21 protein-coding genes are annotated in these 21,453 nt (G+C 67.4%); 15 read left to right on the top strand and 6 right to left on the bottom strand.

The window, feature by feature from the left end; genetic code table 11:
- The 6 genes from ACNS84_RS09655 to tgtA all read left to right on the top strand — a co-directional run bounded on the left by ACNS84_RS09655 (window position 1) and on the right by tgtA (window position 6,536).
- Window positions 1-468, top strand: coding sequence for a DUF7112 family protein (locus tag ACNS84_RS09655; protein WP_435074631.1), 468 nt, complete (start codon window positions 1-3; stop codon window positions 466-468).
- Window positions 469-546: 78 nt separating this feature from the next.
- On the top strand, window positions 547-1,632 hold the full coding sequence (gene ahbB, locus ACNS84_RS09650) for a siroheme decarboxylase subunit beta (RefSeq protein ID WP_435074630.1): 1,086 nt from the start codon (window positions 547-549) through the stop codon (window positions 1,630-1,632).
- A gap of 31 nt (window positions 1,633-1,663) precedes the next feature.
- Entirely contained in the window at window positions 1,664-2,341 is a 678-nt protein-coding gene (locus ACNS84_RS09645; RefSeq protein ID WP_435074629.1) for a precorrin-2 dehydrogenase/sirohydrochlorin ferrochelatase family protein, read from the top strand.
- The gene (gene hemA / locus ACNS84_RS09640) at window positions 2,338-3,684 is read left to right on the top strand and encodes a glutamyl-tRNA reductase (RefSeq protein ID WP_435074628.1); all 1,347 of its coding nucleotides are present in this window, start codon (window positions 2,338-2,340) and stop codon (window positions 3,682-3,684) included. The genes ACNS84_RS09645 and hemA overlap by 4 nt, the downstream gene beginning before the upstream one ends.
- A 491-nt stretch (window positions 3,685-4,175) precedes the next feature.
- Window positions 4,176-4,952 carry a Nif3-like dinuclear metal center hexameric protein gene (locus tag ACNS84_RS09635; protein WP_435074627.1) on the top strand — a complete coding sequence of 259 codons (777 nt, stop codon included), beginning with the start codon at window positions 4,176-4,178 and terminating at the stop codon, window positions 4,950-4,952.
- Window positions 4,953-5,033: 81 nt separating this feature from the next.
- On the top strand, window positions 5,034-6,536 hold the full coding sequence (tgtA, locus tag ACNS84_RS09630) for a tRNA guanosine(15) transglycosylase TgtA (RefSeq protein WP_435074626.1): 1,503 nt from the start codon (window positions 5,034-5,036) through the stop codon (window positions 6,534-6,536).
- Window positions 6,537-6,588: 52 nt separating this feature from the next.
- Here the strand turns inward: tgtA and ACNS84_RS09625 are convergent, their stop codons facing one another.
- Complete coding sequence (locus ACNS84_RS09625; protein ID WP_435074625.1) at window positions 6,589-7,035, bottom strand: pyridoxamine 5'-phosphate oxidase family protein; 447 nt, start codon at window positions 7,033-7,035, stop codon at window positions 6,589-6,591.
- A gap of 104 nt (window positions 7,036-7,139) precedes the next feature.
- On the opposite strand from ACNS84_RS09625, the gene arcS reads away from it, so the two are divergent.
- The 3 genes from arcS (at window position 7,140) to ACNS84_RS09610 (ending at window position 11,130) form a co-directional block, all read left to right on the top strand.
- Complete coding sequence (gene arcS / locus ACNS84_RS09620; RefSeq protein WP_435074624.1) at window positions 7,140-8,942, top strand: archaeosine synthase subunit alpha; 1,803 nt, start codon at window positions 7,140-7,142, stop codon at window positions 8,940-8,942.
- A 183-nt stretch (window positions 8,943-9,125) separates the two neighbouring features.
- The gene (locus ACNS84_RS09615) at window positions 9,126-10,475 is read left to right on the top strand and encodes a right-handed parallel beta-helix repeat-containing protein (RefSeq protein ID WP_435074623.1); all 1,350 of its coding nucleotides are present in this window, start codon (window positions 9,126-9,128) and stop codon (window positions 10,473-10,475) included.
- 490 nt (window positions 10,476-10,965) lie between these two features.
- Window positions 10,966-11,130 carry a DUF7838 family putative zinc beta-ribbon protein gene (locus ACNS84_RS09610; RefSeq protein WP_435074622.1) on the top strand — a complete coding sequence of 55 codons (165 nt, stop codon included), beginning with the start codon at window positions 10,966-10,968 and terminating at the stop codon, window positions 11,128-11,130.
- A 108-nt stretch (window positions 11,131-11,238) separates the two neighbouring features.
- Here the strand turns inward: ACNS84_RS09610 and aceA are convergent, their stop codons facing one another.
- Window positions 11,239-12,282: an isocitrate lyase gene (gene aceA / locus ACNS84_RS09605; RefSeq protein ID WP_435074621.1), complete on the bottom strand. Its 1,044-nt coding sequence runs from the start codon at window positions 12,280-12,282 to the stop codon at window positions 11,239-11,241.
- 551 nt (window positions 12,283-12,833) lie between these two features.
- Here aceA and thiL point away from each other — a divergent pair.
- Both thiL and ACNS84_RS09595 read left to right on the top strand, forming a co-directional pair.
- Window positions 12,834-13,727: a thiamine-phosphate kinase gene (thiL, locus tag ACNS84_RS09600; RefSeq protein ID WP_435074620.1), complete on the top strand. Its 894-nt coding sequence runs from the start codon at window positions 12,834-12,836 to the stop codon at window positions 13,725-13,727.
- Between the two features lie 48 nt (window positions 13,728-13,775).
- Window positions 13,776-14,333 (top strand): sugar O-acetyltransferase, encoded by a 558-nt coding sequence (locus ACNS84_RS09595; RefSeq protein WP_435074619.1) that lies wholly within the window; start codon window positions 13,776-13,778, stop codon window positions 14,331-14,333.
- Between the two features lie 4 nt (window positions 14,334-14,337).
- Here ACNS84_RS09595 and prs read toward each other — a convergent pair whose 3' ends face one another.
- Window positions 14,338-15,192: a ribose-phosphate diphosphokinase gene (gene prs, locus ACNS84_RS09590; RefSeq protein WP_435074618.1), complete on the bottom strand. Its 855-nt coding sequence runs from the start codon at window positions 15,190-15,192 to the stop codon at window positions 14,338-14,340.
- Between the two features lie 167 nt (window positions 15,193-15,359).
- On the opposite strand from prs, the gene ACNS84_RS09585 reads away from it, so the two are divergent.
- Together ACNS84_RS09585 and ACNS84_RS09580 are read left to right on the top strand one after the other, a co-directional pair.
- Entirely contained in the window at window positions 15,360-16,010 is a 651-nt protein-coding gene (locus ACNS84_RS09585; RefSeq protein WP_435074617.1) for an HVO_0476 family zinc finger protein, read from the top strand.
- Between the two features lie 435 nt (window positions 16,011-16,445).
- A complete protein-coding gene (locus ACNS84_RS09580) occupies window positions 16,446-16,754 on the top strand; it encodes a YccF domain-containing protein (RefSeq protein WP_435074616.1) in 309 nt (102 codons plus the stop codon).
- A 299-nt stretch (window positions 16,755-17,053) separates the two neighbouring features.
- Here ACNS84_RS09580 and fer read toward each other — a convergent pair whose 3' ends face one another.
- On the bottom strand, window positions 17,054-17,443 hold the full coding sequence (fer, locus tag ACNS84_RS09575) for a ferredoxin Fer (RefSeq protein WP_435074615.1): 390 nt from the start codon (window positions 17,441-17,443) through the stop codon (window positions 17,054-17,056).
- A gap of 195 nt (window positions 17,444-17,638) precedes the next feature.
- Here fer and ACNS84_RS09570 point away from each other — a divergent pair, with 195 nt between their 5' ends.
- Window positions 17,639-18,508 (top strand): CheF family chemotaxis protein, encoded by an 870-nt coding sequence (locus ACNS84_RS09570; RefSeq protein ID WP_435074614.1) that lies wholly within the window; start codon window positions 17,639-17,641, stop codon window positions 18,506-18,508.
- Window positions 18,509-18,656: 148 nt separating this feature from the next.
- Entirely contained in the window at window positions 18,657-19,553 is an 897-nt protein-coding gene (locus ACNS84_RS09565) for a hypothetical protein (protein ID WP_435074613.1), read from the top strand.
- 74 nt (window positions 19,554-19,627) lie between these two features.
- On the opposite strand, the gene ACNS84_RS09560 is transcribed toward ACNS84_RS09565, so the two are convergent.
- Window positions 19,628-20,509, bottom strand: coding sequence for an MOSC domain-containing protein (locus ACNS84_RS09560; RefSeq protein WP_435074612.1), 882 nt, complete (start codon window positions 20,507-20,509; stop codon window positions 19,628-19,630).
- A gap of 50 nt (window positions 20,510-20,559) precedes the next feature.
- Window positions 20,560-21,333, bottom strand: coding sequence for an archaeal proteasome endopeptidase complex subunit alpha (gene psmA, locus ACNS84_RS09555; protein ID WP_435074611.1), 774 nt, complete (start codon window positions 21,331-21,333; stop codon window positions 20,560-20,562).
- Window positions 21,334-21,453: the final 120 nt, after the last annotated feature.

Below are 21,453 nucleotides of genomic sequence, written 5' to 3'. Positions count from 1 at the left end.
ATGCCTCGCGTTGCCTCCGACGACGAGGGCGTCGCCTCGATTCGCGTCTCACTCGCCCGGAGCGGCGGCACCCGCCGCCCCTGCGTGCGAGTTCCCGAGGACGACGAACTCGACGGCCGCGTCGAGTCCGGAAGCTGCGAATCGCTGCGGATGACCGCCGGCGACGTGATCCGCGTCGTGATCGACCGCGAGGAGTACCACGCGCCGGTGACCGCCGACAGCGCCGGCCGGCTCGTTCGAGGGGCGTTCGACAACCGGCGGCTCGCGCGCGAGGCCGGCGAGGGCGAGAACCGGCTGGTCTCGTGGCTCGATGCGAACGGCCGCGGGCCAGGCGACAGCGTGGTCCTCGACGTCGTCGTTCCGGGTGAGCTGTACGGGCTCCGAATTCCCGGTGAGCGCGCCGTGTACGAGGCGACCCGTGGTCCGCCGTCGTCGCTCTCGGACATCGCGCGCGACCTCGACGGCTGAGGTCGGGGCGACGGGCCGGATCGCGGGCTCCGTTCGCGGGTCGGATCGCTTATTCTCGCTCGGGCCCGACCGTGAGACATGAGAGAGGTCGACGCGGATCTGACGGCGCTCGACCGCGGGATCATCAACGCCTTTCAAGGCGGGTTCCCGGTGACCGAACGGCCGTTCGAGCCGGCCGCGGCCGCGCTGCGCGAACGCGGTGTCGACGTGACCGGAGCCGAGCTCTGCGAACGCATCCGCGAACTCGATGAGGAGGGTATCCTCTCCCGGTTCGGTGCGCTCGTAAACGCCGAGGAAATCGGCGGAGCGGCGTCGCTCGTCGCGATGCACGCGCCGGAGGGCCGCTACGATGAGATCGCAGAGACGGTCAACGAGTTCACCGCGGTCGCACACAACTACGAGCGCGAGCACCCGCACCTCAACATGTGGTTCGTGGTGAGCGTCGCCGACCACCCGGACCCCGACAAGGACGGGAACGACCGGGTCGAGGAGGTGCTCGCGGAAATTGAAGCGGCGACCGGACAGGAGACGTTCAACCTGCCGAAGCTCCGGGAGTTCCACGTCGGCGCGAAGTTCCTCGTCGACGGCCCGGTCTCCGACGGCGACGTAGACCTGTCGGACCTCGGCCCGCCGGTCACCCCGAGCGACCGAGGAACGCTGACGCCCGCAGAACGCGACCTCGTCGTCGAAATTCAGGGCGGCCTCCCCATCACGGAGACGCCGTACGCCGACGTGGCGGCCGCGCTCGACGCGGACGTCGACTGGGTGATCGAGACGATCAAGCGGTTCAACGCGGAGGGAAAAGTGCGCCGCGTCGGTGTCATCCCGAACCACTACGCGCTCGGGTACACGGAGAACGGGATGACGGTCTGGGACGTCCCGGAAGACGCCCTCGACACGGTCGGCCCGGCCGTCGCCTCGCTCGATTTCGTCACGCACTGCTACGAGCGTCCGCGACACGCGGGCGTCTGGGAGTACAACTTCTTCGCGATGACGCACGGTCGGACGGAGGCCGAGAGCGAGCGCCGGATCGCGGAGGTGAAGGAGCTGATGAACGAGCACTGGGAGGTCGGTCCGGACGACTGGGACACCCTGTTCTCGACGCGGATCCTGAAGAAGACGGGGATCCGGATCGCCGACCGCGCCGACAGCAACACGGCGTGAACGCTTGTGTGTCGACTCGGAGGCAACTGACGTGATCCCCCTTTACCACGACTTCGCGGGGGAGTCGGTCCTCGTGTTCGGCGGCGGGAACGTGGGCGCGCGGAAGGCGTCGCGGTTCGCCGGCGAGGCCCGCGTCGTCGTCGTGAGCCCCGCGTTTACCGACCGGCTCGTCGACCTCGCGAGCGAGCGCGAGGGGACCGTGGAACTGGTCCGCGCCGCTCCGGACGTCGACGCGGTTCGCGACTGGGTCGACCGTATCGGCCCGGCACTCGTGGTCGCCGCAACCGACGACGCCGCCGTCAACGCCGCGGCGGAAGCGGCCGCGCTCGACGTCGGCGCCCTCGTCAATCGGACGGACGTCTCGGCCGCCGACCGCGCGGACGGCCGCGACGTTCGGAGCGTCGTCGTCCCGGCGACCGTCGAGGACGATCCGGTCGCGGTGGCGCTCTCGACCGGGGGTGCGAGCCCGGCGCTCGCGAAGGCGCTCCGCGAGCGCATCGAGGCCGAGATCGAGGGCGCGGGCGCGATGGCGGAGCTCTCCGGAGAGCTCCGCGCGGAGCTCAGAGAGCGGGGGATCGACCCAGCGACGCGCCGGGAAGCGATCCGTCACGTCGTGCGATCCGAGGGGGTTTGGAAGGGTTTACAAAAGGGGAGATCTAACGGACGCCAAGAGGCGTATTCCGTGATCGAGGAGGTACTCAACCGATGAAGGAGACGGGAGCCATCGCCGGCGTGAGCGTCGCTCACTCCCGCGCGACGGTCGACGAGATCGAGTCGGCCGGCGGCGACGGCGTCCGTGCCACCGTCTCGGACCTACTCGCGCGCGACGGCGTCGAGGAGGCGTTCGCCCTCCAGACGTGCAACCGCTCGGAGGCGTTCGTCGTCACCGACAAGACCGTCGACGGGACCGACGCGCTGGCGTCGTTCGCCCCCGAAATCCGCGGCGGCGCGGTCCGTCGACTCGACCACGAGGAGAGTCTGGAACACCTGATGCGCGTCGCCTCCGGGCTGGAGTCGCTCGTGCTCGGCGAGGACCAGATCATCGGCCAGCTGCGGGAGGCGTACGAGGAGTCGAAGTCCGCGGGCGGCATCGGCCCCGTCCTGAAGGACGCGGTCACGAAGGCGCTCCACGTCGGCGAGCGCGCGCGGAACGAGACCTCGATCAACGAGGGAGTCGTCTCGCTCGGCTCCGCCGCCGTCCGGCTGGCTGCGACCGAGATCGACCTCACCGACGGCTTGGCGGTCGTGATCGGTGCCGGCGAGATGGGAACGCTGGCGGCCAGAACGCTCGACGACACCGCGGTCTCCGAAATCGTCGTCGCCAACCGGACGGTGCCGAACGCTGAGTTCGTCGCCGGGGAAGTCGACACGCCGTCGGAGGCCGTCTCGCTCGCGGACCTCCCGGCGGTCGTTCCCGACGCCGACCTCGTGATCTCGGCGACCGGGAGCCCGGAGCCTGTCGTCGGGCCGGAACACGTCGCGGACGCGGATCAGCTCGTCTGCATCGACATCGCGCAACCCCGCGACGTCGACCCGGCGCTCGCCGATAGCGAAGGGCTCACGCTGTACGACATCGACGCGTTAGAGGACGTCACCGAGCAGACCCGCGAGAGCCGCGAGGCGGAAGCGCGCGAGGTCGAGGCCATCATCGACGAGGAGCTGGATCGCATCCTGCAGGCGTACAAGCGAAAGCGCGCCGACGACGCCATCTCGGCGATGTACGCGGGCGCGGACCGCGTGAAGGCCCGCGAAGTCGACCGCGCGCTCTCGAAGCTCGAGTCGCAGGGCGATCTGACCGACGAGCAGCGCGAGACCGTCTCGGACATGGCGGACGCCTTGGTCGGACAGCTACTCGCGGCCCCCACCAGCTCGTTACGCGACGCCGCGGGCGAGGACGACTGGGAGACGATCCGGACCGCGCTTCAGCTGTTCGACCCCGAGTTCGACGCCCCGCCGGAGATCCCGGGAGGAGGAGAGAACTCGACGAGCGAGGGCGGTGTCTCCGACCTCGACGGCCCGCCGGAGTCGATGGTCGAAGAGCTGGACGATTAGTCGGTTTGCGCGCGGTCTCGATGGGTTTCGTCGAAGAGAACTCAGTGGGAGATCTCGTCTTTTTATAAGTGATAGGCCGGATATCGACGATGAGGCATTCCAACTCTCCAGTTGATCATTTATAAACGGCTGACGTCGGATCTGCGGTGAACACCGCCAAAGCCCCAATCGCCGGCGGCGTCGCCACCGGCTGCCAGAGGCGCGAAGCGCCTCGCTGCCGCGAGAACTCGCCGACTGCCGCTTTGAGTCCCGCCCCGCACAGCACCACAACCGCAGCCTCACCCCTCCCCGGCCTCGTCGATGACCCTTCGCTTCGCTCCGGACCATCGACTCCCTCGCGCGTGCGGCTCGCGGCCTCATGGCCGTTCACCGGAACGCGTCACCGCAGTATCAGTTATAAATCGTCGTCCGAGACGTTCATGATTCGGCCCCTCTGAAATCGACTCAGACGGACCGTCGCTCTTTATTTCCCGGCCGATCCACAAGTCGGCATGAAGCTCTCCGAGTACGCACGGCGACTCGACGACGAACTCGACACGGCGGCGTACGCCGACGTCGACGCCAGCGCGAACGGGGTACAGGTCGGGCCGGCCGACGCAGAGATCGAGCGCGTCGCGTTCGCGGTGGACGCCGCGCTCTCGACGATCGAGGCCGCGAGCGAGGCGGGCGCCGACGCCCTCGTCGTCCATCACGGGATCTCGTGGGGCGGCATCGACCGCGTGACGGGGTCGACGTACGACCGGATCGAGGCGCTGATCGAGAACGACCTCGCTCTCTACGTCTCGCACCTGCCGCTCGACGGTCACTCCGACCTCGGTAACGCTGCCGGCGTCGCCGACGCGGTCGGACTCGGCGATCGGGAACCGTTCGGCGAGATCGGACCGGTCACGATCGGGACGGTCGGCGCACTCGACGCCCCCCTATCCGCCGCGTCGCTCCGAGAGACGCTCGACGGGTTCGACGGGCAGCCGGCAGACGAGGCGACGCCGACGCGGGTTCTCGAGTTCGGCCCCGACGAGATCGAGCGCGTCGCCGTCGTCACCGGCTCCGGCGTCGACTGGCTCGACGCGGCGGTCGACGAGGGCGCCGACGCGCTCATCACCGGCGAGGGGAAGGGGAAGGTCTACCACGAGGCTCGGGAGGCCGGGATCACGGTGTTCCTCGCGGGGCACTACGCGACCGAGACGTTCGGCGTCAAGTCGCTGGCGTCGCTGTCGGCCGAGTGGGGCCTCGAGACGGAGTACGTGAGTCACCCGACGGGGCTCTAAGAGGACGGGCCGGCCACCGCGCGATCCCGACCCGTCGCCGCCGAACGCAACCCTTACCGCCCGCGTCCGCACACTCCGGGTATGCGCGATCACTTCGAGATCCGGGACCACGACGCCGCCGGACGGATCGGTCGGCTGGAGGTCCCCCGTGCCGGGGTCACGGTCGAGACGCCGGCGCTGTTGCCGGTCGTCAACCCCAACGTGCTCACCGTCGAGCCGTCGCGGCTCCGCGAGGAGTTCGGCGCGGAGATGCTGATCACCAACTCCTACATCATCCGGAGCACGGATCGGATTCGGGATCGGGTGCTCGACCAAGGGCTCCACGACTTCCTCGGCTTCGACGGGGCGATCATGACCGACTCCGGCTCCTTCCAACTCGCCGAGTACGGCGACATCGACGTGACCACCGAGGAGATAATCGAGTTCCAGCGGCGGATCGGGAGCGACGTGGCGACCCCCGTCGACGTGCCGACCCCGCCCGACGTCGACCGCGAGCGCGCCAAGCGCGAGTTAGAGACGACGGAACGGGCGCTCGCCGACGCAGAGGCCGCGGAGACGGGTGAGATGCTCGTCAACGCCCCAGTCCAAGGGTCGACCTTCCCGGACCTCCGAGAGGCGGCGGGGCGACACGCGACGGCCACCGACCTCGACGTGTTCCCGGTCGGGGCGATGGTCCCCCTTCTGAACTCCTATCGCTACGCGGAGGTCGTCGAGGCGGTGCGGGCCGCGAAGCGGGGGCTGGACCCGGACGCTCCCGTTCATCTGTTCGGCGCGGGTCACCCGATGATGCTCGCGCTGGCGGTCGCCGCCGGCTGCGACCTGTTCGACTCGGCGGCCTACGCGCTGATGGCGCGCGACGGGCGCTACCTGACCGTCTCGGGGACGGAACACCTGGAGGAGATGGAGTACTTCCCCTGCTCGTGCCCGGTCTGCGCCGAGCGCACGCCTGCGGAGCTCCGGACGCTGGACGACGACCCCGACGCCGACGCGTCCGCCGAGCAGCTGCTGGCCGAGCACAACCTCCACGTCACCTTCGAGGAGCTCCGTCGCGTGAAGGCGGCGATCCGATCGGGGACGCTCCTCGACCTCGTCGACCGCCGCGCTCGCGGCCACCCCGCGATGCTCGACGGCTACCGCACGCTGCTGGACCACGCCGACGAACTGGAGCGCACCGACCCGGTGTCGAAGGACGCCTTCTTCTACACCTCTCACGAGTCGGCCCGACGCCCGGAAGTCAGGCGTCACCACGACCGCCTCGTGCGACTGGCTGTCCCGGACCGCCTACTGCTCACGGAGTCGAACGCCCCGTCGACCCACGACTACGACGCGGTGTGGCGCGTGAAGCCCCCCTTCGGTCCCTTCCCGCGGGCGCTCTCGGAGACGTACCCGCTCACCGCGGAGGTCCCGGAGCGGCTCGACGACGCAGCGCGGGTCGCTGCAGCCGAGGGCGTCGCCGCGCTCGCGGAGGCGAACCCCGAGACGGACCTGACGTTGGGACACGACGGTTGGCCCGAGACGGCGCTCGACGCCGTCCCTGAGCGCGTCGAAACCGAGGATTTGCGGACGCTCGGGAATCACGGATAGCGAGGCTCGGGCGGGTCGACGACGCTCGGGTGTTGTAACGAACCGTGCGACACTACCGCTCTCCCGGTCCCATCCGTTTCGAGTAGTCCCACGTGTGGAGCCGCCGCGGTTCGATGCGGATTCGGACCTCATCGCGCTCCGGGCGGAGCAGGCGGTCCGCGGTCGGGTTGTCGACGCCGCCGAGGTACCGCTCTAGCAGCGCGCGGAGCAGTTCCTTCTCCGCGTCTGGCGACACCGTCGCGCGGCCGCGTCCCCTAACTCCTTTATAAGGCGGGTCGTTCGTCGACACCTCGAAGGAGACGTGGTCGTCGTGCGCGAGGAACGAGACGAGGTCGGCGTCGGCGCTCGTCGCGCAGTTGACGGCGCCGTCCCACGAGAACCACAGTGAGACGATCCACGGGTCGTCCGCGGGCGTGCGACAGCCGATCCGAACCGGCACGCGCGCGTCGGTCAGGAACTCGTCGACGCGGTCGCGGTCCCACGGGCCGGAGGGCTCCATGCAATTTCTTCGGTCGGTTCCGCCGTAACGGTTGCGGCCGGTTCCGTCCCGACGAGCGCGTCGCGGAACACAAGAGAATTGACCGTCCCCGCACGAGGGAGTGTATGACCGACTACTTCGAGGTCCACGAGCGCGACGGCGCCGCCCGTCTCGGGGAGCTTCGGCTCACCGAGCCGGTGACGACGCCGGCGCTCGCGGACCCGTTCCTCGAGGACGCGGGCAGCCTCTGGGCCGGCGCCCGCGAGGTTCCCGACGGCGACGAGACGTCGCTCACGGTCCTCCCGCATCGCTCGTTCCCCGCAGGCACCCGCGAGGAGGTCCGCGAGTCGTTCGCGGTCGACCACCCGGACGTCGACTTCCCCTCTGCGGCCGTCGTCGACAGCGCCGGCGCGCGCGACGTCGGTGCCGACGCGTACCTCCTCTCGGACGCCTCCGGATTCGTCGGCCACGGCGAAGCGTTCCGCGATGCGATCGTTTCCGCGAAAGAGGCCCTTCCAGCCGACACCGCGCTGTTCCTCTCGGGCGTCGCCACGCCGCTGAACGTCGCGACGCTCGCGTACGCCGGCGTCGACCTCGTGGACGAGACGCTCGCCCGAACGAAGGGGACGCAGGGGATGTACTGCACCGCCGACGCCGAGCATTTCCTCGAGGACCTCGACGAACTGCCGTGCGCCTGTCCGGCGTGCGCGCAGCCTCGCGACGAGTTCACCCGCGCCGACTGCGCCGAGCACAACGTCAACGCGCTCCGCGCCGAACTCCGGCGTGTGCGCGAGCGAATCCGCGCGGGTCGCCTGCGCGATTACATCGAAGGACAGAGCCGCCACGAGCAGTGGCTCACGGCCGCCTTCCGTGAGTTCGACGACCAGTGGGGGTACGTAGAGGAGCGCACGCCGCTGATGCGCGACGCCGAGGTGACAGCCGCGACCGCGGAGACGCTGGATCGTGTCGAGATCCGGCGGTTCGCCGACCGGGTGACGAGCCGCTACCGAAATCGGTTCACCGACCAGCCGCTCGTGTTGGTGCCTTGCTCGGCGACGAAGCCGTACAGCGACTCGCAGAGCCACGGGCAGTTCCACGACGCGATCCAGTGGCGCGGCCACACCGTCTCGATGACCTCGCCGATCGGCGTGGTGCCGCAGGAACTCGAGACGACGTATCCGGCCCAGCACTACGACGCGGTCGTCACCGGCGACTGGAGCGAGGACGAGATCGGATTCGTCGCCGAGGTGCTCCGCAGATACCTGACACGGAACGACTACTCGCGAGTGATCGCGCACGTCCCGGAGGACGGCTACCGAGAGATTTGCGAGCGCGTCGAGCGCGACCCCGCCGTGGACGTCCCCTTCGAGTACACCTGCGTCGGCCACCCGACGAGCGACGAGTCGCTCGGGGAGCTCAACGCCACCTTACAGGGCGAACCCGCATACAGCAAGCGCGAGCGCGAGCACAACACCGTCCGAGCGATCGCCGACTACCTGCTCGGTGACGGCGCGGGCGACGGCCTGTTCGGCGGGCCGGGCGAGGCCGACGTCCGCACCACCGGTCGCTACCCCAAACTCCAGGTGTGGGGCGACGACCCCGACGCCGGCCGCGAGGGCGAGCCGGGCGAGCAGCTCGCGACGATGGTGCCGCAGTACGGCACCCTCTCGTTCACCCTCGCCGGCGCACGCCACTGGGTCGAGAGCGACGCACCCACCAAGCGCGTCGAGATCGACGCGTTCGTCCCCCACGGCTCCGTGCTCGCACCGGGCGTCGTCGACGCGGACGACGACATCCGGGTCGGCGACGAGGTCGTTATCGAGGGGCCCAAGGCGTTCGCGGTCGGTCGCGCCGAGATGTCCGGCCCGGAGATGGTCGACTCGACTCGCGGCGTCGCTAGCGAAGTTCGCCACGTCGACGAACGGTAGCGATCGGAAACTGGCGGATATTTAAGTACGGATCTCCGCGGCGCACGCCCGTCAACGCCCGGGAGATCGCACCGGGGTGTCTCTTGCCGCTTGTTTTATTCATCCAGATCGCATATTTAAGCTAATATTACAGTACAAATCCGCATCATAACCATACCTCGTGAAAATAGATTGAAATATGGCATGGATCGGTCAGATAGCGAGATATCGCGCCGAAATGCGCTCCGGAAGGGTGGAATTGCGATCGCAGGTTCGGTAGTTGGACTGTCGTCAGCTTCGACCACGGCCGTCGCAGAGCCGACCGAGATCGCGGAGTGTGGCGAGTATCGCGCCGGTGAATACGTGCTTACCGAGGACATCTCCACGACGGGTGGGTGTTTGTCTCTGGAAGGCGATGTCACGTTAGACGGTAACGGGCACACTATTTCTGGGGACGGAACGGGGGTTGGAATTAGTATGGGAGAGGGTACGGTGGAAATAACTAACCTCAATTTGGATGACTTCGGGACCGGTATTAGAATCTCTACCCTCGGCACTATCTATGAAGCTGAACTCACGGTCCGGGATACGATCATTTCGAACACGTCTGCTGCGATAAGTGGAAACTATCGACCCAGAATAACACTGCAAGATTCCGAATTGCGCGATAACGGAACGGGTATCTCCGGCGGAGAAGCCGCTCGTGTTTCGATACGTCAGAGCACAATTAGCGGCCATGACGGGCAGGCGGTCTTCACCGACCTGGGGAACTTCATTGGAGTAGAAAATAGCGTCATTGAGGACAACGGTGCAGGGATCGATGTCGGACAAGGAACAATCACAGACAGTACCATCGCCGACAACGACGGATACGGTATCAAATTAATCGGGCTCGTGGCACCGGCAGATGTCGGTGAGACGACTCTCGTCGGAAATGACATTCAGAACAACTCCGGGGCGGGAATTTTGTTCAAAGCAAGTAACGGAACCGTCCGAGAGAACACGATCGCAGATAACCAGAACGGGGTGGTTATCTCATACGATTACTCGTTCGGAGGATTCCCGGACAGATACGAGTTTATCAACAACAACATCGAGAACAACGCTGAATTTGGGATCCATAATAGGATCGACGAATTCCCGACTGTCGACCTCGAAGACACCGGCGTTCCCGATGCGACCTGCAACTACTGGGGAGATCCGACCGGACCACAGAACGAGAACAATCCGAACGAGAATCCACAGGGCGACAGAGTCAGTGATAACGTGGAGTTTGGCCCGTGGTCAGTGACCGAGATACAGGACGGCGAAGGCACCTGCCTGGGTGGGAACCCAATCGGTGACTTCCAGAGTCAGCCGACCGATCCCGACGGCGACGGCCTCTACGAGGATATTAACGGAGACGGTGAGTCGGACATCGTCGACGTCCAAGCGCTGTTCTCCAACTCAGACGACGAGACAGTACAGAACAATCCGGACGCGTTCGACTTCAACGATGATGGATCCGTCGACGTGGTCGACGTTCAAAAGCTGTTCACCGAGCTATCGGAGTAGCGAAGACCTCGACGAACGACGCTTCCAATGTATCCTGTTCGGGCCGGCGTTTCACTGGAGCACACGCGACTCTCCTCGACGTGAATCGGTCCCTATCGCTATCGTCGCAAAGTCACCGAACGTCAGAGCCGGAATCGTCCAGAAACGCTCCCTTGCGGAGGAAAACCGCAGAAGGGGACAGTGAGTCGCCCCGGTCAGTCCCCGCTGTCATCGAACTGCGCGTCGTAGTCGTTGTGGACTTCGATCGGCGCCTCACGGCCGAGTTCATCGACGTCTTTTCCGTAGCCATCGTTGGCGGTCTCCCCGCGAGTCATGACGTCACCGGGGTCTGTCCCGTCGGCGAAGGGCTATCGGTGAGTTCAATGATGTTCTATGGGGCTCGGTCGATGAGTAATCGACCACCGACCCCTGGACGGCCACCGGGCGGCGTTCATCGTCGAACGATCGGCGGATCAGTAGCTTCAAAACCGCGCCGGACCGACTCGCGGGCATGGCGCTCGAAAAGGACGTGGACTGTCCGTCGTGCGGAGAGACCCAGTCGTTCTACCGGACCGCGGCGATGACCCTCCACCTCGGCGAGAAGACGAAGTGGCGGTGCCCCGAGTGCGGCTACGGCTACGTCGAGATCAACGGGATAAGCACGCTCGCGGCCTGAGCGACGAGAGGGACTCGCCCGCGGTGCGGTACCGGTTCTCCGCCTCCACTGCTAGTTAAAAATAAGCGACCGCGCGAGTATGGATCCGACGGGTCGCGGTCACCTCGTTCAGTCGTCGCCGCTCTCGCTCGCGGTGATCGGGTCGCTCTCCTCGTCGGTGAAGCCGGCGGACTCCTCCTGCCGGGCCGACGCCTCGGGATCGAAGCGCGCCTCGATGTCCTGGTACCGCGGGACGAAGGATAGCTCGTGGTGGCTCTCCGTCTCGTGACCGAGGTAGCGATCCTCCAAGTCGAACTGCGCCTGCTCGTCGTTCTCGGCGATGTTCTGTAGGTCCTCGTACACCGCGTGGGCGCCCGAGTGGAGCCCGTAGAGGGTGATGAAGATGTACTGGTACCCCAGATCACCGAGCTCTGCGAACGTCAGCGGGTCCTCCTCTTCGCTCCACGCGAACGACGAGGAGTAGTTGAACGCCAAGTCGAGGTCCGGGTGGGTCTCGTGGATCGTCTCGGCGTACTCGACCGCGTCCTCGCGGGACGGGTCGGGCATCTCCGGCCAGACGAGGTCGACGCCGGCGTCGGCGTAGATCCGGCCGCGTTCGAGGTGCTCCTCCCAGTCGCCGTTCGCGGAGCCGTACGCGTCGGTCCGCGCGATGATGACCGTGTCCTCGCTCTGCTTCGCGTCGACGGCCGCCTCGAAGCGCGACCGCGCCTGCTCGCGGGAGACGATCTGCTTGCCCGCGATGTGGCCGCAGCGCTTCGGCGAGGTCTGGTCCTCGATGTGGACGGCGGCGACGCCGGCCTTCTCGTACTCGCGGACCGCGCGCCGGACGTTGTGGACGCCGCCGTAGCCGGTGTCGCAGTCGGCGATCACCGGGAGGTTCGTCGCCTCGACCATCCGCTTCGCGTTCTCGACCATCTCGGTCATCGTGACCATCTCCAGGTCTGGGAAGCCGAACTGGCCGAGCACGGTCGAGTAGCCGCTCATGTAGGCGGCGTCGACCCCCGCCATCTCCGCGAGGCGGGCGTCGAGCGCGTGGTAGATCCCGGGCGCGAACGTGTAGTCCTGCTCCGCGAACAGCTCGCGGAGCCGCCGGCCGGCCGGGTTGTCGATATCTCTCGCGTAGACGTCGTCGTCGAGTTCGTTCGGGTTCATGGAGGTCACTCCGCGTTGGCGTCGGCGATGTGTCGGTCGGCGGCGCGGCGCGTGAACGTCGTCGGGTCCGGTCGCGGCCCGCGCCCGGTCCCCGCCATCGGGACGGCGCTCATCGCGACCCCCCGTCAGACCGCGAGCCGCGGCTCGGACGCAGGTCGGGGACGAGCGGCGCACCCGCTTCCTCGGTTCTCGGCGTGCGGCCGGGGATCTGTCGGGGAGAAGTCGTGTCGGTGGTCGTATCTCGGTCCGTCGGTCGGGTCGTCTCGGGCGTCGTGGTGTCGTCAGGTGTTGTCATCGGGTCGTGTGGGCGGTTGCGGCGGTCGTCTGGTGAGCGGTCGGTCGGGGTCTCGTGCTGCTGTCGCGTTTCCGTGTACTGGTACTGACATTGCACTCGGTTCGTTCGAGGCACTGGTAATAAACATAATGATTGATAATGATAATATTCGTTAATGTGTTTTACCTATTTAAATGATGTTTGGTACCACGGCTCAAGGCCGAAGCTGTCGGCGGACCGCTTCCTTATAAACGGGTTCGGTGCGTGACGTTCGCTCGTGAACGAGCGCGACGCGCTTCGCCGGATCGCCGCCGACCTGCCACACGCAGGCGACGACGCCGCCGTCGTCGGCGACACCGTCATCACGACCGACATGCTCCACGAGCGCACCGACTTCCCGCCGGGGACGACCCGGTACACCGCCGGGTGGCGCGCGGTCGGCGCGTCGCTCTCCGACGTGGCGGCGATGGGCGCGGCGGCGACCGCAGCGGTCGCCGTCTATGCCGACCCCACCTTCGACCCGGACGCGCTCGACCGGTTCGTCGCCGGCGCGGTCGACGTCTGCGACGCGGTCGACGCCGAGTACGTCGGCGGCGACCTCGACACCCACGACGAGTTCACGACCGCGTCGACCGCGATCGGCGACGTCCTCGACGACGGCCCGGTGACGCGGTCGGGCGCGACCCCCGGCGACGCGCTCTGTGTCACCGGCGAGTGGGGGCGATCGGCGGCCGCGCTCCGGCTGTTCGATCGCGCGGACGACGCGTCGGTCGAGCGCGCCAACGACTGCTTCCGATTCACGCCCCGCGTCGCCGACGGGACAGCGCTCGCCGGGCGCGCGACCGCGATGATGGACTCCTCGGACGGGCTCGCCCGATCGCTCCACCAGCTCGCGGAGGCGAGCGAGGTCGGCTTCGCGCTGGACGCCGACCGGCTCCCCGTCCACCCCGCCGTCGACGACGTCGCAGCGGACGCGACCGACCGGTTCGAGTTGGCCGCGCACTTCGGCGAGGACTTCGAACTCGTCTGTACAGTCCCCGAAGACGAACTCGATGACGCCCGAGAGGACTGCCCCGGCGGGCTCGTCCGCGTCGGGACCGTCGTCGACGCCGCGGACGGCGTGACCGCCGACGGCGACCCCCTCCCCGACCGCGGCTACACGCACGGGTAGCGGGCCGACTCACCGATCGCTTATGCCCGCGGCACCGTCACTGCGACTATGCCGACCGAGACGGAACGGATGCTGGCCGGGGAGCGCTACGATCCGAGCGATCCGGCGCTCGTCGCCGACCGAGAGCGCGCCCGCGACCGCGCCCGGCGGTACAATGCGACGAGCGAGACCGAGGGGTCCCGACGCGAGGCGATGCTTCGGGAACTGTTCGAGACGGTCGGCGACGATCCGACCATCCAGCCGCCCCTCCGCTGCGACTACGGCTACAACGTCGCCGTCGGCGACGGCTTCTTCGCGAACTACGGCTGCGTCTTCCTCGACACGAATCGGATTGCCTTCGGCGACCGCTGTCTGCTCGGGCCGGGAGTCCACGTCTACGCGGCGACCCACCCGATCGACCCCGCGGAGCGAGCGGCGGGTCGCGAGCGCGGGCGCCCGGTGACCGTCGGCGACGACGTCTGGATCGGCGGGCGTGCCGTGCTCAATCCGGGCGTTTCAGTCGGCGACGGCGCGGTAATCGCCTCCGGCGCAGTCGTGACGGAGGACGTGCCGGCGCGCACGGTCGTCGGCGGGAACCCGGCGCGCGTGATACGGACCGTCGAATAAGGCGCTACTCCAGCACGTCGGCGATGGGAGCGGCGACGCTGACGACGCTACAGCCGCGCTCGATGGTGTCGCTGCCGACGATACGAGCGACGCCGGCGGCGCGGAGCTTCGTCACGGCGTTGGCGGCGAGCATGGGGTGGACGCAGGCTGCGAACACCCGCGCCGCGCCGCGGTCTGTCAGCACGGTGATCGACTCGCTCATCGTCGAGCCGGTGGCGATGATGTCGTCGACGACGACGACGTCCCGACCCGAGGCGTCGGCGTCGGACGGCGATACCGTAACGGCGCCCGTCTCGCGGTCGCGGTGCTTCTCGAAGTAGTCCGTCTCGCCCGCGCCGTACGAATCTCGGACCGTCTCGGCGATACCGATCGCGCCCTCGTCAGGGGCGAGGAACAGCGGTTCGACGAGGTCGGCCGGCAGGGGCGCCGCGAGGACGCTCGAAGCGTCGACCGTCTCGACGGGCACGTCGTAGAAGTCGGCGACGCCCGACTCGTGGGGGTTGACGAGGACGACGCGGTCGGTTCCAGTTGAGATGGCCCGCGCCATCGCCCGCGCCGAGACCGGCTGGCCGTCGCCGAACGACTCGTCTTGTCTGGCGTAGCCCATGTAGGGAATCACGGTCGTCACGCGCTCTGCGCCGGCCTCGCGCACGGCGTCTTGAAGCTGGAGCAGTTCGACCCACGCCGCGTCGGAGTCGGTTGTGGCGACGACGACCGCCTCGTTCCCGTCGAAGTCGGGCACCGCTGCGAGCGTCTCGCCGTCCGGGAACCGGTCGTAGGTCGGCGTCGCCAGCGGCCGGCCCGTCTCCTCGGCGAGCGCGGCCGCGAGCAGCTGTGAGCTGGATCCGGGTACGATCATGGGCGTCCGTTTCCCTGACACCGGTAAACCAGTTTCCTTACTCGGGCGGCGACGGACTCGCGCTCGCCGGGCGGCGACGAACTCGCCGATACGACCCCCACGCGACCGAGTGACGCACCGCGGCCACAGGGGCGGATATTTACGCGAGCGGCGGATACGACGCCGTAATGACCGAAACAGGAGACCGAGTCGGTCTCGCTTGCCCGTCGTGCTCGCCGGGCGAGGAGACCGTCCACGAAGTGTTGCGACCCGGCGGCCAGGCGACCGTCCGCTGTACCGACTGCGACCACACGTACAAGACCGAGATTCCGGAGGAGGACACCGTCGAGCTGAAGATCGTCGTTTCGCAGGACGGCGAGTCGTTCAGCACCCGGATGGACGTGCCCGCGGACACCTACGTCGCGACCGGCGAGGAGTTCGTCGTCGACACTCCCGACGCGCTGATGCAGGTGCGGGTGACCGATATCGAAGTCGGCCCCGAGCAGCGCGTCGAAGAGGCCGACATCGAGACGGTCGAGACGCTGTGGACCCGCGCGGTCGACAACGTCACCGTCCCGGTCACGCTGCACCCGAAGGACGGGAACGCGGACGAGACGCGCTCGATCCGGGTGAACGTCCCCGGCGACTACGAGTTCACCGTCGGCGAGACCGTCGAGTTCGGTGACGAGGAGTTCGTCGTCGAAGGCGTCCAGATCCGCGAGGACGCCCCCGAGTACCGCCACGAGAAGCTGGACCACGACGGCGACTTCGCGTACGCGAAGGACTGCAAGCGAGTGTACGCCCGCGACGAGAGTCTGACGGCGTGGTCGGCCTGGTAGGCGGCGGCGCGAACGATACGTAGGAGAGTCGATCAGTCCCTGCTCTCCCCCCTCGATTATCTGCGACTGCGGCTCTCATAACGTGTTGTGACTGTTTCGAACGCCTGAATTCAGTTTGCCATCTTAGCTTTTGAACATGTCGCCGTATTCGGCCAGCCGCGGAATCAACCCGCCGAACGAGGGTTTCGACGAGGCCGTTGAAAGTCAACTGGGGGGCAAGCACACGACATGACGAACGAAAAAACAACGGCGAAACGAAGCAGATCGGCCTCTGAACGGATCGTTTCCCTCGGCGACGGCGCTCGCGGCCCGCTGGGCTGCCCGATCGCAGGCCTGGGGACTGTACCCCGACCGGGGCCGTATACACGAGGCCCACCTCGATCGGCGCAGCGATACGGGCGATATTCGCGTGGATAGCCGCGGGGAGAAAGCCCCTTGCCGGGTGAAGTGGCAGTCTTCTTCGCGGTCGCGGACGCCGCGGTTCGCAGTTGTCTCCGTCCGAGCGATTCGGGGACGGCTGAGTTCGACGATGCGGATGTACCGCCTGAGGATCTACCTCAAGCAACGACACGACGGTCCCTCCTGGTTCGCGCGCTGTGGTTCGTGTTCGTCGGCTGGTGGCTGAGCCTGCTGTGGGCGAACGTCGCGTCGTTCCTGGCGATCACGGTCGTCGGGCTGCCGGTCGCGATACGGATGCTCAACCGACTGCCGTACGTCACGTCGCTGTCCCGGTTTCACGGGTGAGCCCGACGATCCTCACCCGGTCGGCGGCGTTCGATAGCGTCCGCGCCGTCGGTTATCGCGCCCGTGAATCCAACTCGCAAGCGTCCGGGCGTGCTGCGAACTCGATCTTTGGGATAAACGACGGGTCCACGGTCGTAGCGGTACGAGTACGCAGCAAGTGAACCGACGGGAGTACGCCGCGACACACGTCGGTTCGACGTGTTCCCGAATCAAGGGATAAACAGAGAGAGTGCTGTAGACGTCTGTAACGCGACAGAAATCGGGTTATCGGACCATGGGTCAGCCCATGGAGCCGTGTCTTAGATGACGCGGTTCTGCAGGTAGTCGAGGTGTTTCGCGTTGTAAACGATCTTGACCTCGTCGGTCTCCGGGCTACCGATGCAGGTCAGGCGAACGTTCTTCTCTTCGACTTCCTCGTCGGAGAGGATCTGCTGCATGTCCATCTCGATGTCGCCTTCCTTCACGATGGCGGCGCAGTTCGCGCACGCACCGGCGCGGCACGAGAAGGGCCAGTCGTAGCCCTGGGCCTCGGCGGATTCGAGAATGTACTCGCCCTGGTTTACGTCGAGAGTACCGTAGTCTTCCTCGTCGAGATCGGCGTCTGCGGCCGACTCGAAGAGGTCGTCGTCGTCCATCGACCAACCGTGGTCGTCGAGCACGTCGTAGTTAAGGTATTCTACTGTTGGCATCACCTGCTGGTTTAACGCCCTCCTCATTAGGCTTTGCTGTTCCTCGCCTTTTGCGACGGTGCGATCGACACGCCGAGGGGCGGTAGGGACACCGGATCCGTTCGCCCGCGCACCCGGCGTGAGCCTCACAGATGGGTATCGCTATTGATACCTCGTCGGTAACAGTAAATAGCGAACGGCGTGTAGTGTGGTCCGATGCCAGAGTCCGTCATCGCCGACTTCGTCGGTCGCGTTCACGCCGCGGACTTCCAGAGCGCGAACCCGGTGACGGGGCGAGTGCTCTTGAGCCAACGCCGGCTCGTGCTCGCGACGGACAACGGGAAGACGACCGTCCCGCTCTCCGAGGTGTTCGACGTGGTCGTCGGCACGGTCCCAGGTGACCTCCAGTCGTTCTTCAGCAACAGCGTCACCCTCGCGTACGAACGACAGGGCAACCGACGGACGGCCCTCGTCGAGGGAGAACCGGACGATATGGAGCAGTTCACCCGCCTGCTGTTCAAGGCCCTGTTACACGACGTGACCGTCACGGTTCGGCACCCGGCGCAGGTCGGCGGTCGTGTCACGGAGGCCGCGGACCACACAGCGTCGATCGCGCTCTTGCCCGGCGCCATCGAGTTCGACGACTGTCCCGACCCCTTCACGGTCGACCTCTCCGCCGTGATCGACTACGAACGAACCTCCCGAACGCTGGCGGGGACGCGACGCCCGTCGATCGTGTTCCGTCACATCGTCGACGGACAGACCGTCACGTCGATCGCGACCGTCCCGAACGGACGCGCGCTGAACGTGCTCGGGCGATACATCAAACAGGAGTACGACGAGGCGATGAAGGACCTCGAGTCGTTCGACCCGACCGAAGAGCAGTTGGAGGTCCTCGTGTCGATATACTCGGCCGGCGGATCGGCGAACATCGCCGAGGTGGTCACGGGCGACGTCACGCAGACGTCGATGATCCTCGACACACTTCGCGAGGAAGGCCTCGTCGTCGACGGGGAGTCGGGCGCGGCGCTCACGCGGAAGGGACAGATGATCGTCACCTCGTACAATGAGTCGGTCAACGTCTGATCCGTGCCGTCCCGGTCGGCCGAACGCCTGTGACTTCTCAACTCGTTCGACGGGTACGGGCTTCGCGACCGACCTGCGTAGCGGTCTCGTCGCGCTCATGGGGGGCACCGGGGGAAGTTTCATGCTGATGCGGACGTAGGGTATTGGCATGCTAGACGACCACCACGGGCGTTCGTCGCGGCTCGACGCCGTGGCTCGCGAGCGGGGACTGGAGGTCCCGGCGAGCGACCGTCGAGGCACGACGAGATCCGACGCGGGGCCGCGGACCTCTCGGGTGCCCGAGCCGCACGTCCACGACACCTTCTCGGTGGACGGGATCGACACGGATCACCGCGAGGAGCTGCTGGAAACTGTTCTCGCCGATCACGACGGAGTCAGCGCCGCCTCGGTGACGAATCGGAACGGGACAGTCGGGATTCACCACGACCCGGAGGTCTCGCGCGACGACCTCAGGGGCGTGCTGGAGTCCTGCGGCCTCGTGGTCGCGCCGGGAGACGCGGCGTTCGAAGTCCGCCGCGCGGCGCAGTTCGCCTCCGCCCGAGTCGCCGTCGCCGTGCTGTTCGGGCTGATGGTGGCGACGCCGTACATCGCCGTCCTCTACCCCACGCGGATCGAGTGGCTGTTCTACGACCCGGTCACGGTCCAGTACCTCCAGTCGATCCTCGACTCGCGGGTGTCGACGCACTTCTTCGTCAACCTGGGGGCGCTCTCGGGCGTCGCCTTCCTCGTCGCCTGCGGGCCGATGATCAAGCGGTCCGTCGCGGGCGCGGCGGCTGGTCGGTTCACGAGCGAGAGCGCGTTCGTGGGCGGTGTCGTCGCCCTCTTCGGCTACAGTACGCTCGCCGCGTTCACGGCCTTCGAAGGTGCCGTCCACTACGACCTCGTCGCCTACGCGGTCGCCGGCGTCACGCTCTGGAACCACTTCGGCGTCGGCGAGACGACGCCCGATACCGCGAGCATCGAAGAGTCGAGCGGCGACGGGAGCGACGCCGCGACCAACGCCGCCGAGGAAGAGCCGGTCGCGATGACCGACGGCGGCCGGTAATCGCCGCGAGTCGCGCGCGCAGATTTTCGAATTCGATCCCCTACCCAGGCAGGACAATATGGTCTCCCGACCAGTCAGTACAGTGCTCCGTCGAGCGCCTCGATGCCCTCGACGGTCACGCGATCACCGACCGCGAGGCGCGCTCCCCACTCCGCTTCCGGGACGACGGTGTTCACCATCAGCCGGAAGTCGTGGTCGAAGCGGTCGCTCTCGGTCCAGTCGGGGAGCGTCGCGCGGCGGTTCTTTATAAACGTCTCACGGAAGCCGTCGAGTTCGTCGCCCGTCTCCGGGTGTCGTGACGGGACGACGCAGCGCTGACAGGGGTTGACGCCGAGCAGTTCGGCACCGCCCGCGGAGAATCGGACCGCCTCGCCGCGGTCGGCGAACAGGCGATCCTCCCAGAACGCGGGACAGTCGTCGACGACCACGTTCGGACGGAGTCGTCGTCGCATCTCCGTCGCGTCAGCGACCGCGTCGAACCAGCCGGCGACGGTCTCCAGCGTGGCGCGCGAGACGACCGTCGGGCCGTGAGCGACCCGGTCGTCCGGAAGTCCGCCGTCCGGCTCGCGGACCAGATCGACGTCGTAGCCGAGGTAGTCGCCGACCCACGCCGCCAGCGCGTCGCCGTCCTCGGGGAGCGCGAACCGATGCTCGTCCGCCGCGGCCCCCGTTTCCGGGCGCCCCGGCCGCGTGAGAGTCACCGCGGTCGGCGTCGCGTCTGCCGGGTCGGCCAGTTCGTAGCTCGCGCGGAGCCGGTGGAGCGCAGGCTCGCTCTTCCCGTTGACGTAGCCGCCGTTCGCGCCCACGGAGGCCTCGTCCGGGTCGACGCCCGCCTCGACGAGCGCGTACGTGCGGTCCCCACGGAGCGCGCCCGTCGGGCCGATCTCCGCGCAATCGAGGCCGACGCCGTCGTTCGACTTCAGCGGGTAGGCGACGAGGTCGGCGATGCGTGCCATACCCCGCGTTCGATGGCGCGCGAGAAAAGCGATCGGTCGATGGAGCCGCGTTACTCTTCGTCGTCCGCGTCGACGTCGGATTCCTCTTCCTCGTCCTCGTCAGCGGCCACCCCGGCCGCCTCGAACGCCGCTTCGACCTCGGCGGCGGGGACGGTCTGGTACCCGTCGGCCTCGGTGATCGTCGCGACGGCGACGTCGGCGGGTTCGAACTCGTCCTCGTGGGCCGCGAGCGCCGCGAGACCGAGTTCGATGCCGGCGGTCACGGAGAGGTCGTCGGTCCACTTCTCCTCCAGGAGGCCCTGGATGTCCTGCCGGCCGCCGCCGATGACGGTCGCCTTCCACTCGTTCGGCGTGCCGGAGGGGTCGGCGGCGAACAGGCGCGGCTCGCCGTCCTCGATGCCGCCGATCAGGAGCGCGGCGCCGTACGGGCGCGTTCCGCCGCGCTGGGTGTTCTCCTGGATGTGGTCCGTGATCGTCTTCGTCAGCGCCTCGACGCCGACCGGCTCGCCGTAGCGCAGGCGGTTCCCCTGCGACTGCCGGCGGGCGAGGTCGATGAGCTGTCGCGCGTCGGCGACGTGGCCCGCGCTCGCGGTGCCGAGGTGGTCGTCGAGCTTGTGGAGCTTCTCGATGCTCTCGGCCTCCATCAGCGTGGAGGAGGCGCGGGACATCGCGACGAACACGACGCCCTCCGCGGTGCGAATCCCCACGCTCGGCGCGCCGCGCGAGACCGCCTCGCGGGCGTACTCGACCTGGTAGATGCGTCCGTCGGGCGAGAACAGCGACGTTCCGCGGTCGTACGCCTGCTGGTCGTTGTTGCCCATCATCGCCGATCACCCGCTCTCGCTGTGTCGCGTCGGTTCATTACCCCTTCTTACGTCGGGCGGTTGAAAAAGCATCCGTAACCGGTACGTGCGAGTGACGACCCGGCCGCTTTACCCGCGTCG

The organism is Halorubrum wangae (assembly GCF_051194135.1).
Lineage (GTDB): Archaea > Halobacteriota > Halobacteria > Halobacteriales > Haloferacaceae > Halorubrum.
The sequence above is the reverse complement of the archived record's forward strand: the minus strand, read 5'-3'. Positions and strand labels throughout refer to the sequence as shown.

Bases quoted from the DNA above. Each gene is read 5' to 3' on its own strand.
- ACNS84_RS09655 (WP_435074631.1), top strand. From the start codon at position 1: ATGCCTCGCGTTGCCTCCGACGACGAGGGCGTCGCCTCGATTCGCGTC.
- ahbB (WP_435074630.1), top strand. From the start codon at position 547: ATGAGAGAGGTCGACGCGGATCTGACGGCGCTCGACCGCGGGATCATC.
- hemA (WP_435074628.1), top strand. From the start codon at position 2,338: ATGAAGGAGACGGGAGCCATCGCCGGCGTGAGCGTCGCTCACTCCCGC.
- ACNS84_RS09635 (WP_435074627.1), top strand. From the start codon at position 4,176: ATGAAGCTCTCCGAGTACGCACGGCGACTCGACGACGAACTCGACACG.
- tgtA (WP_435074626.1), top strand. From the start codon at position 5,034: ATGCGCGATCACTTCGAGATCCGGGACCACGACGCCGCCGGACGGATC.
- ACNS84_RS09625 (WP_435074625.1), bottom strand. From the start codon at position 7,035: ATGGAGCCCTCCGGCCCGTGGGACCGCGACCGCGTCGACGAGTTCCTG.
- arcS (WP_435074624.1), top strand. From the start codon at position 7,140: ATGACCGACTACTTCGAGGTCCACGAGCGCGACGGCGCCGCCCGTCTC.
- ACNS84_RS09615 (WP_435074623.1), top strand. From the start codon at position 9,126: ATGGATCGGTCAGATAGCGAGATATCGCGCCGAAATGCGCTCCGGAAG.
- ACNS84_RS09610 (WP_435074622.1), top strand. From the start codon at position 10,966: ATGGCGCTCGAAAAGGACGTGGACTGTCCGTCGTGCGGAGAGACCCAG.
- aceA (WP_435074621.1), bottom strand. From the start codon at position 12,282: ATGAACCCGAACGAACTCGACGACGACGTCTACGCGAGAGATATCGAC.
- ACNS84_RS09595 (WP_435074619.1), top strand. From the start codon at position 13,776: ATGCCGACCGAGACGGAACGGATGCTGGCCGGGGAGCGCTACGATCCG.
- prs (WP_435074618.1), bottom strand. From the start codon at position 15,192: ATGATCGTACCCGGATCCAGCTCACAGCTGCTCGCGGCCGCGCTCGCC.
- ACNS84_RS09585 (WP_435074617.1), top strand. From the start codon at position 15,360: ATGACCGAAACAGGAGACCGAGTCGGTCTCGCTTGCCCGTCGTGCTCG.
- fer (WP_435074615.1), bottom strand. From the start codon at position 17,443: ATGCCAACAGTAGAATACCTTAACTACGACGTGCTCGACGACCACGGT.
- ACNS84_RS09570 (WP_435074614.1), top strand. From the start codon at position 17,639: ATGCCAGAGTCCGTCATCGCCGACTTCGTCGGTCGCGTTCACGCCGCG.
- ACNS84_RS09565 (WP_435074613.1), top strand. From the start codon at position 18,657: ATGCTAGACGACCACCACGGGCGTTCGTCGCGGCTCGACGCCGTGGCT.
- ACNS84_RS09560 (WP_435074612.1), bottom strand. From the start codon at position 20,509: ATGGCACGCATCGCCGACCTCGTCGCCTACCCGCTGAAGTCGAACGAC.
- psmA (WP_435074611.1), bottom strand. From the start codon at position 21,333: ATGATGGGCAACAACGACCAGCAGGCGTACGACCGCGGAACGTCGCTG.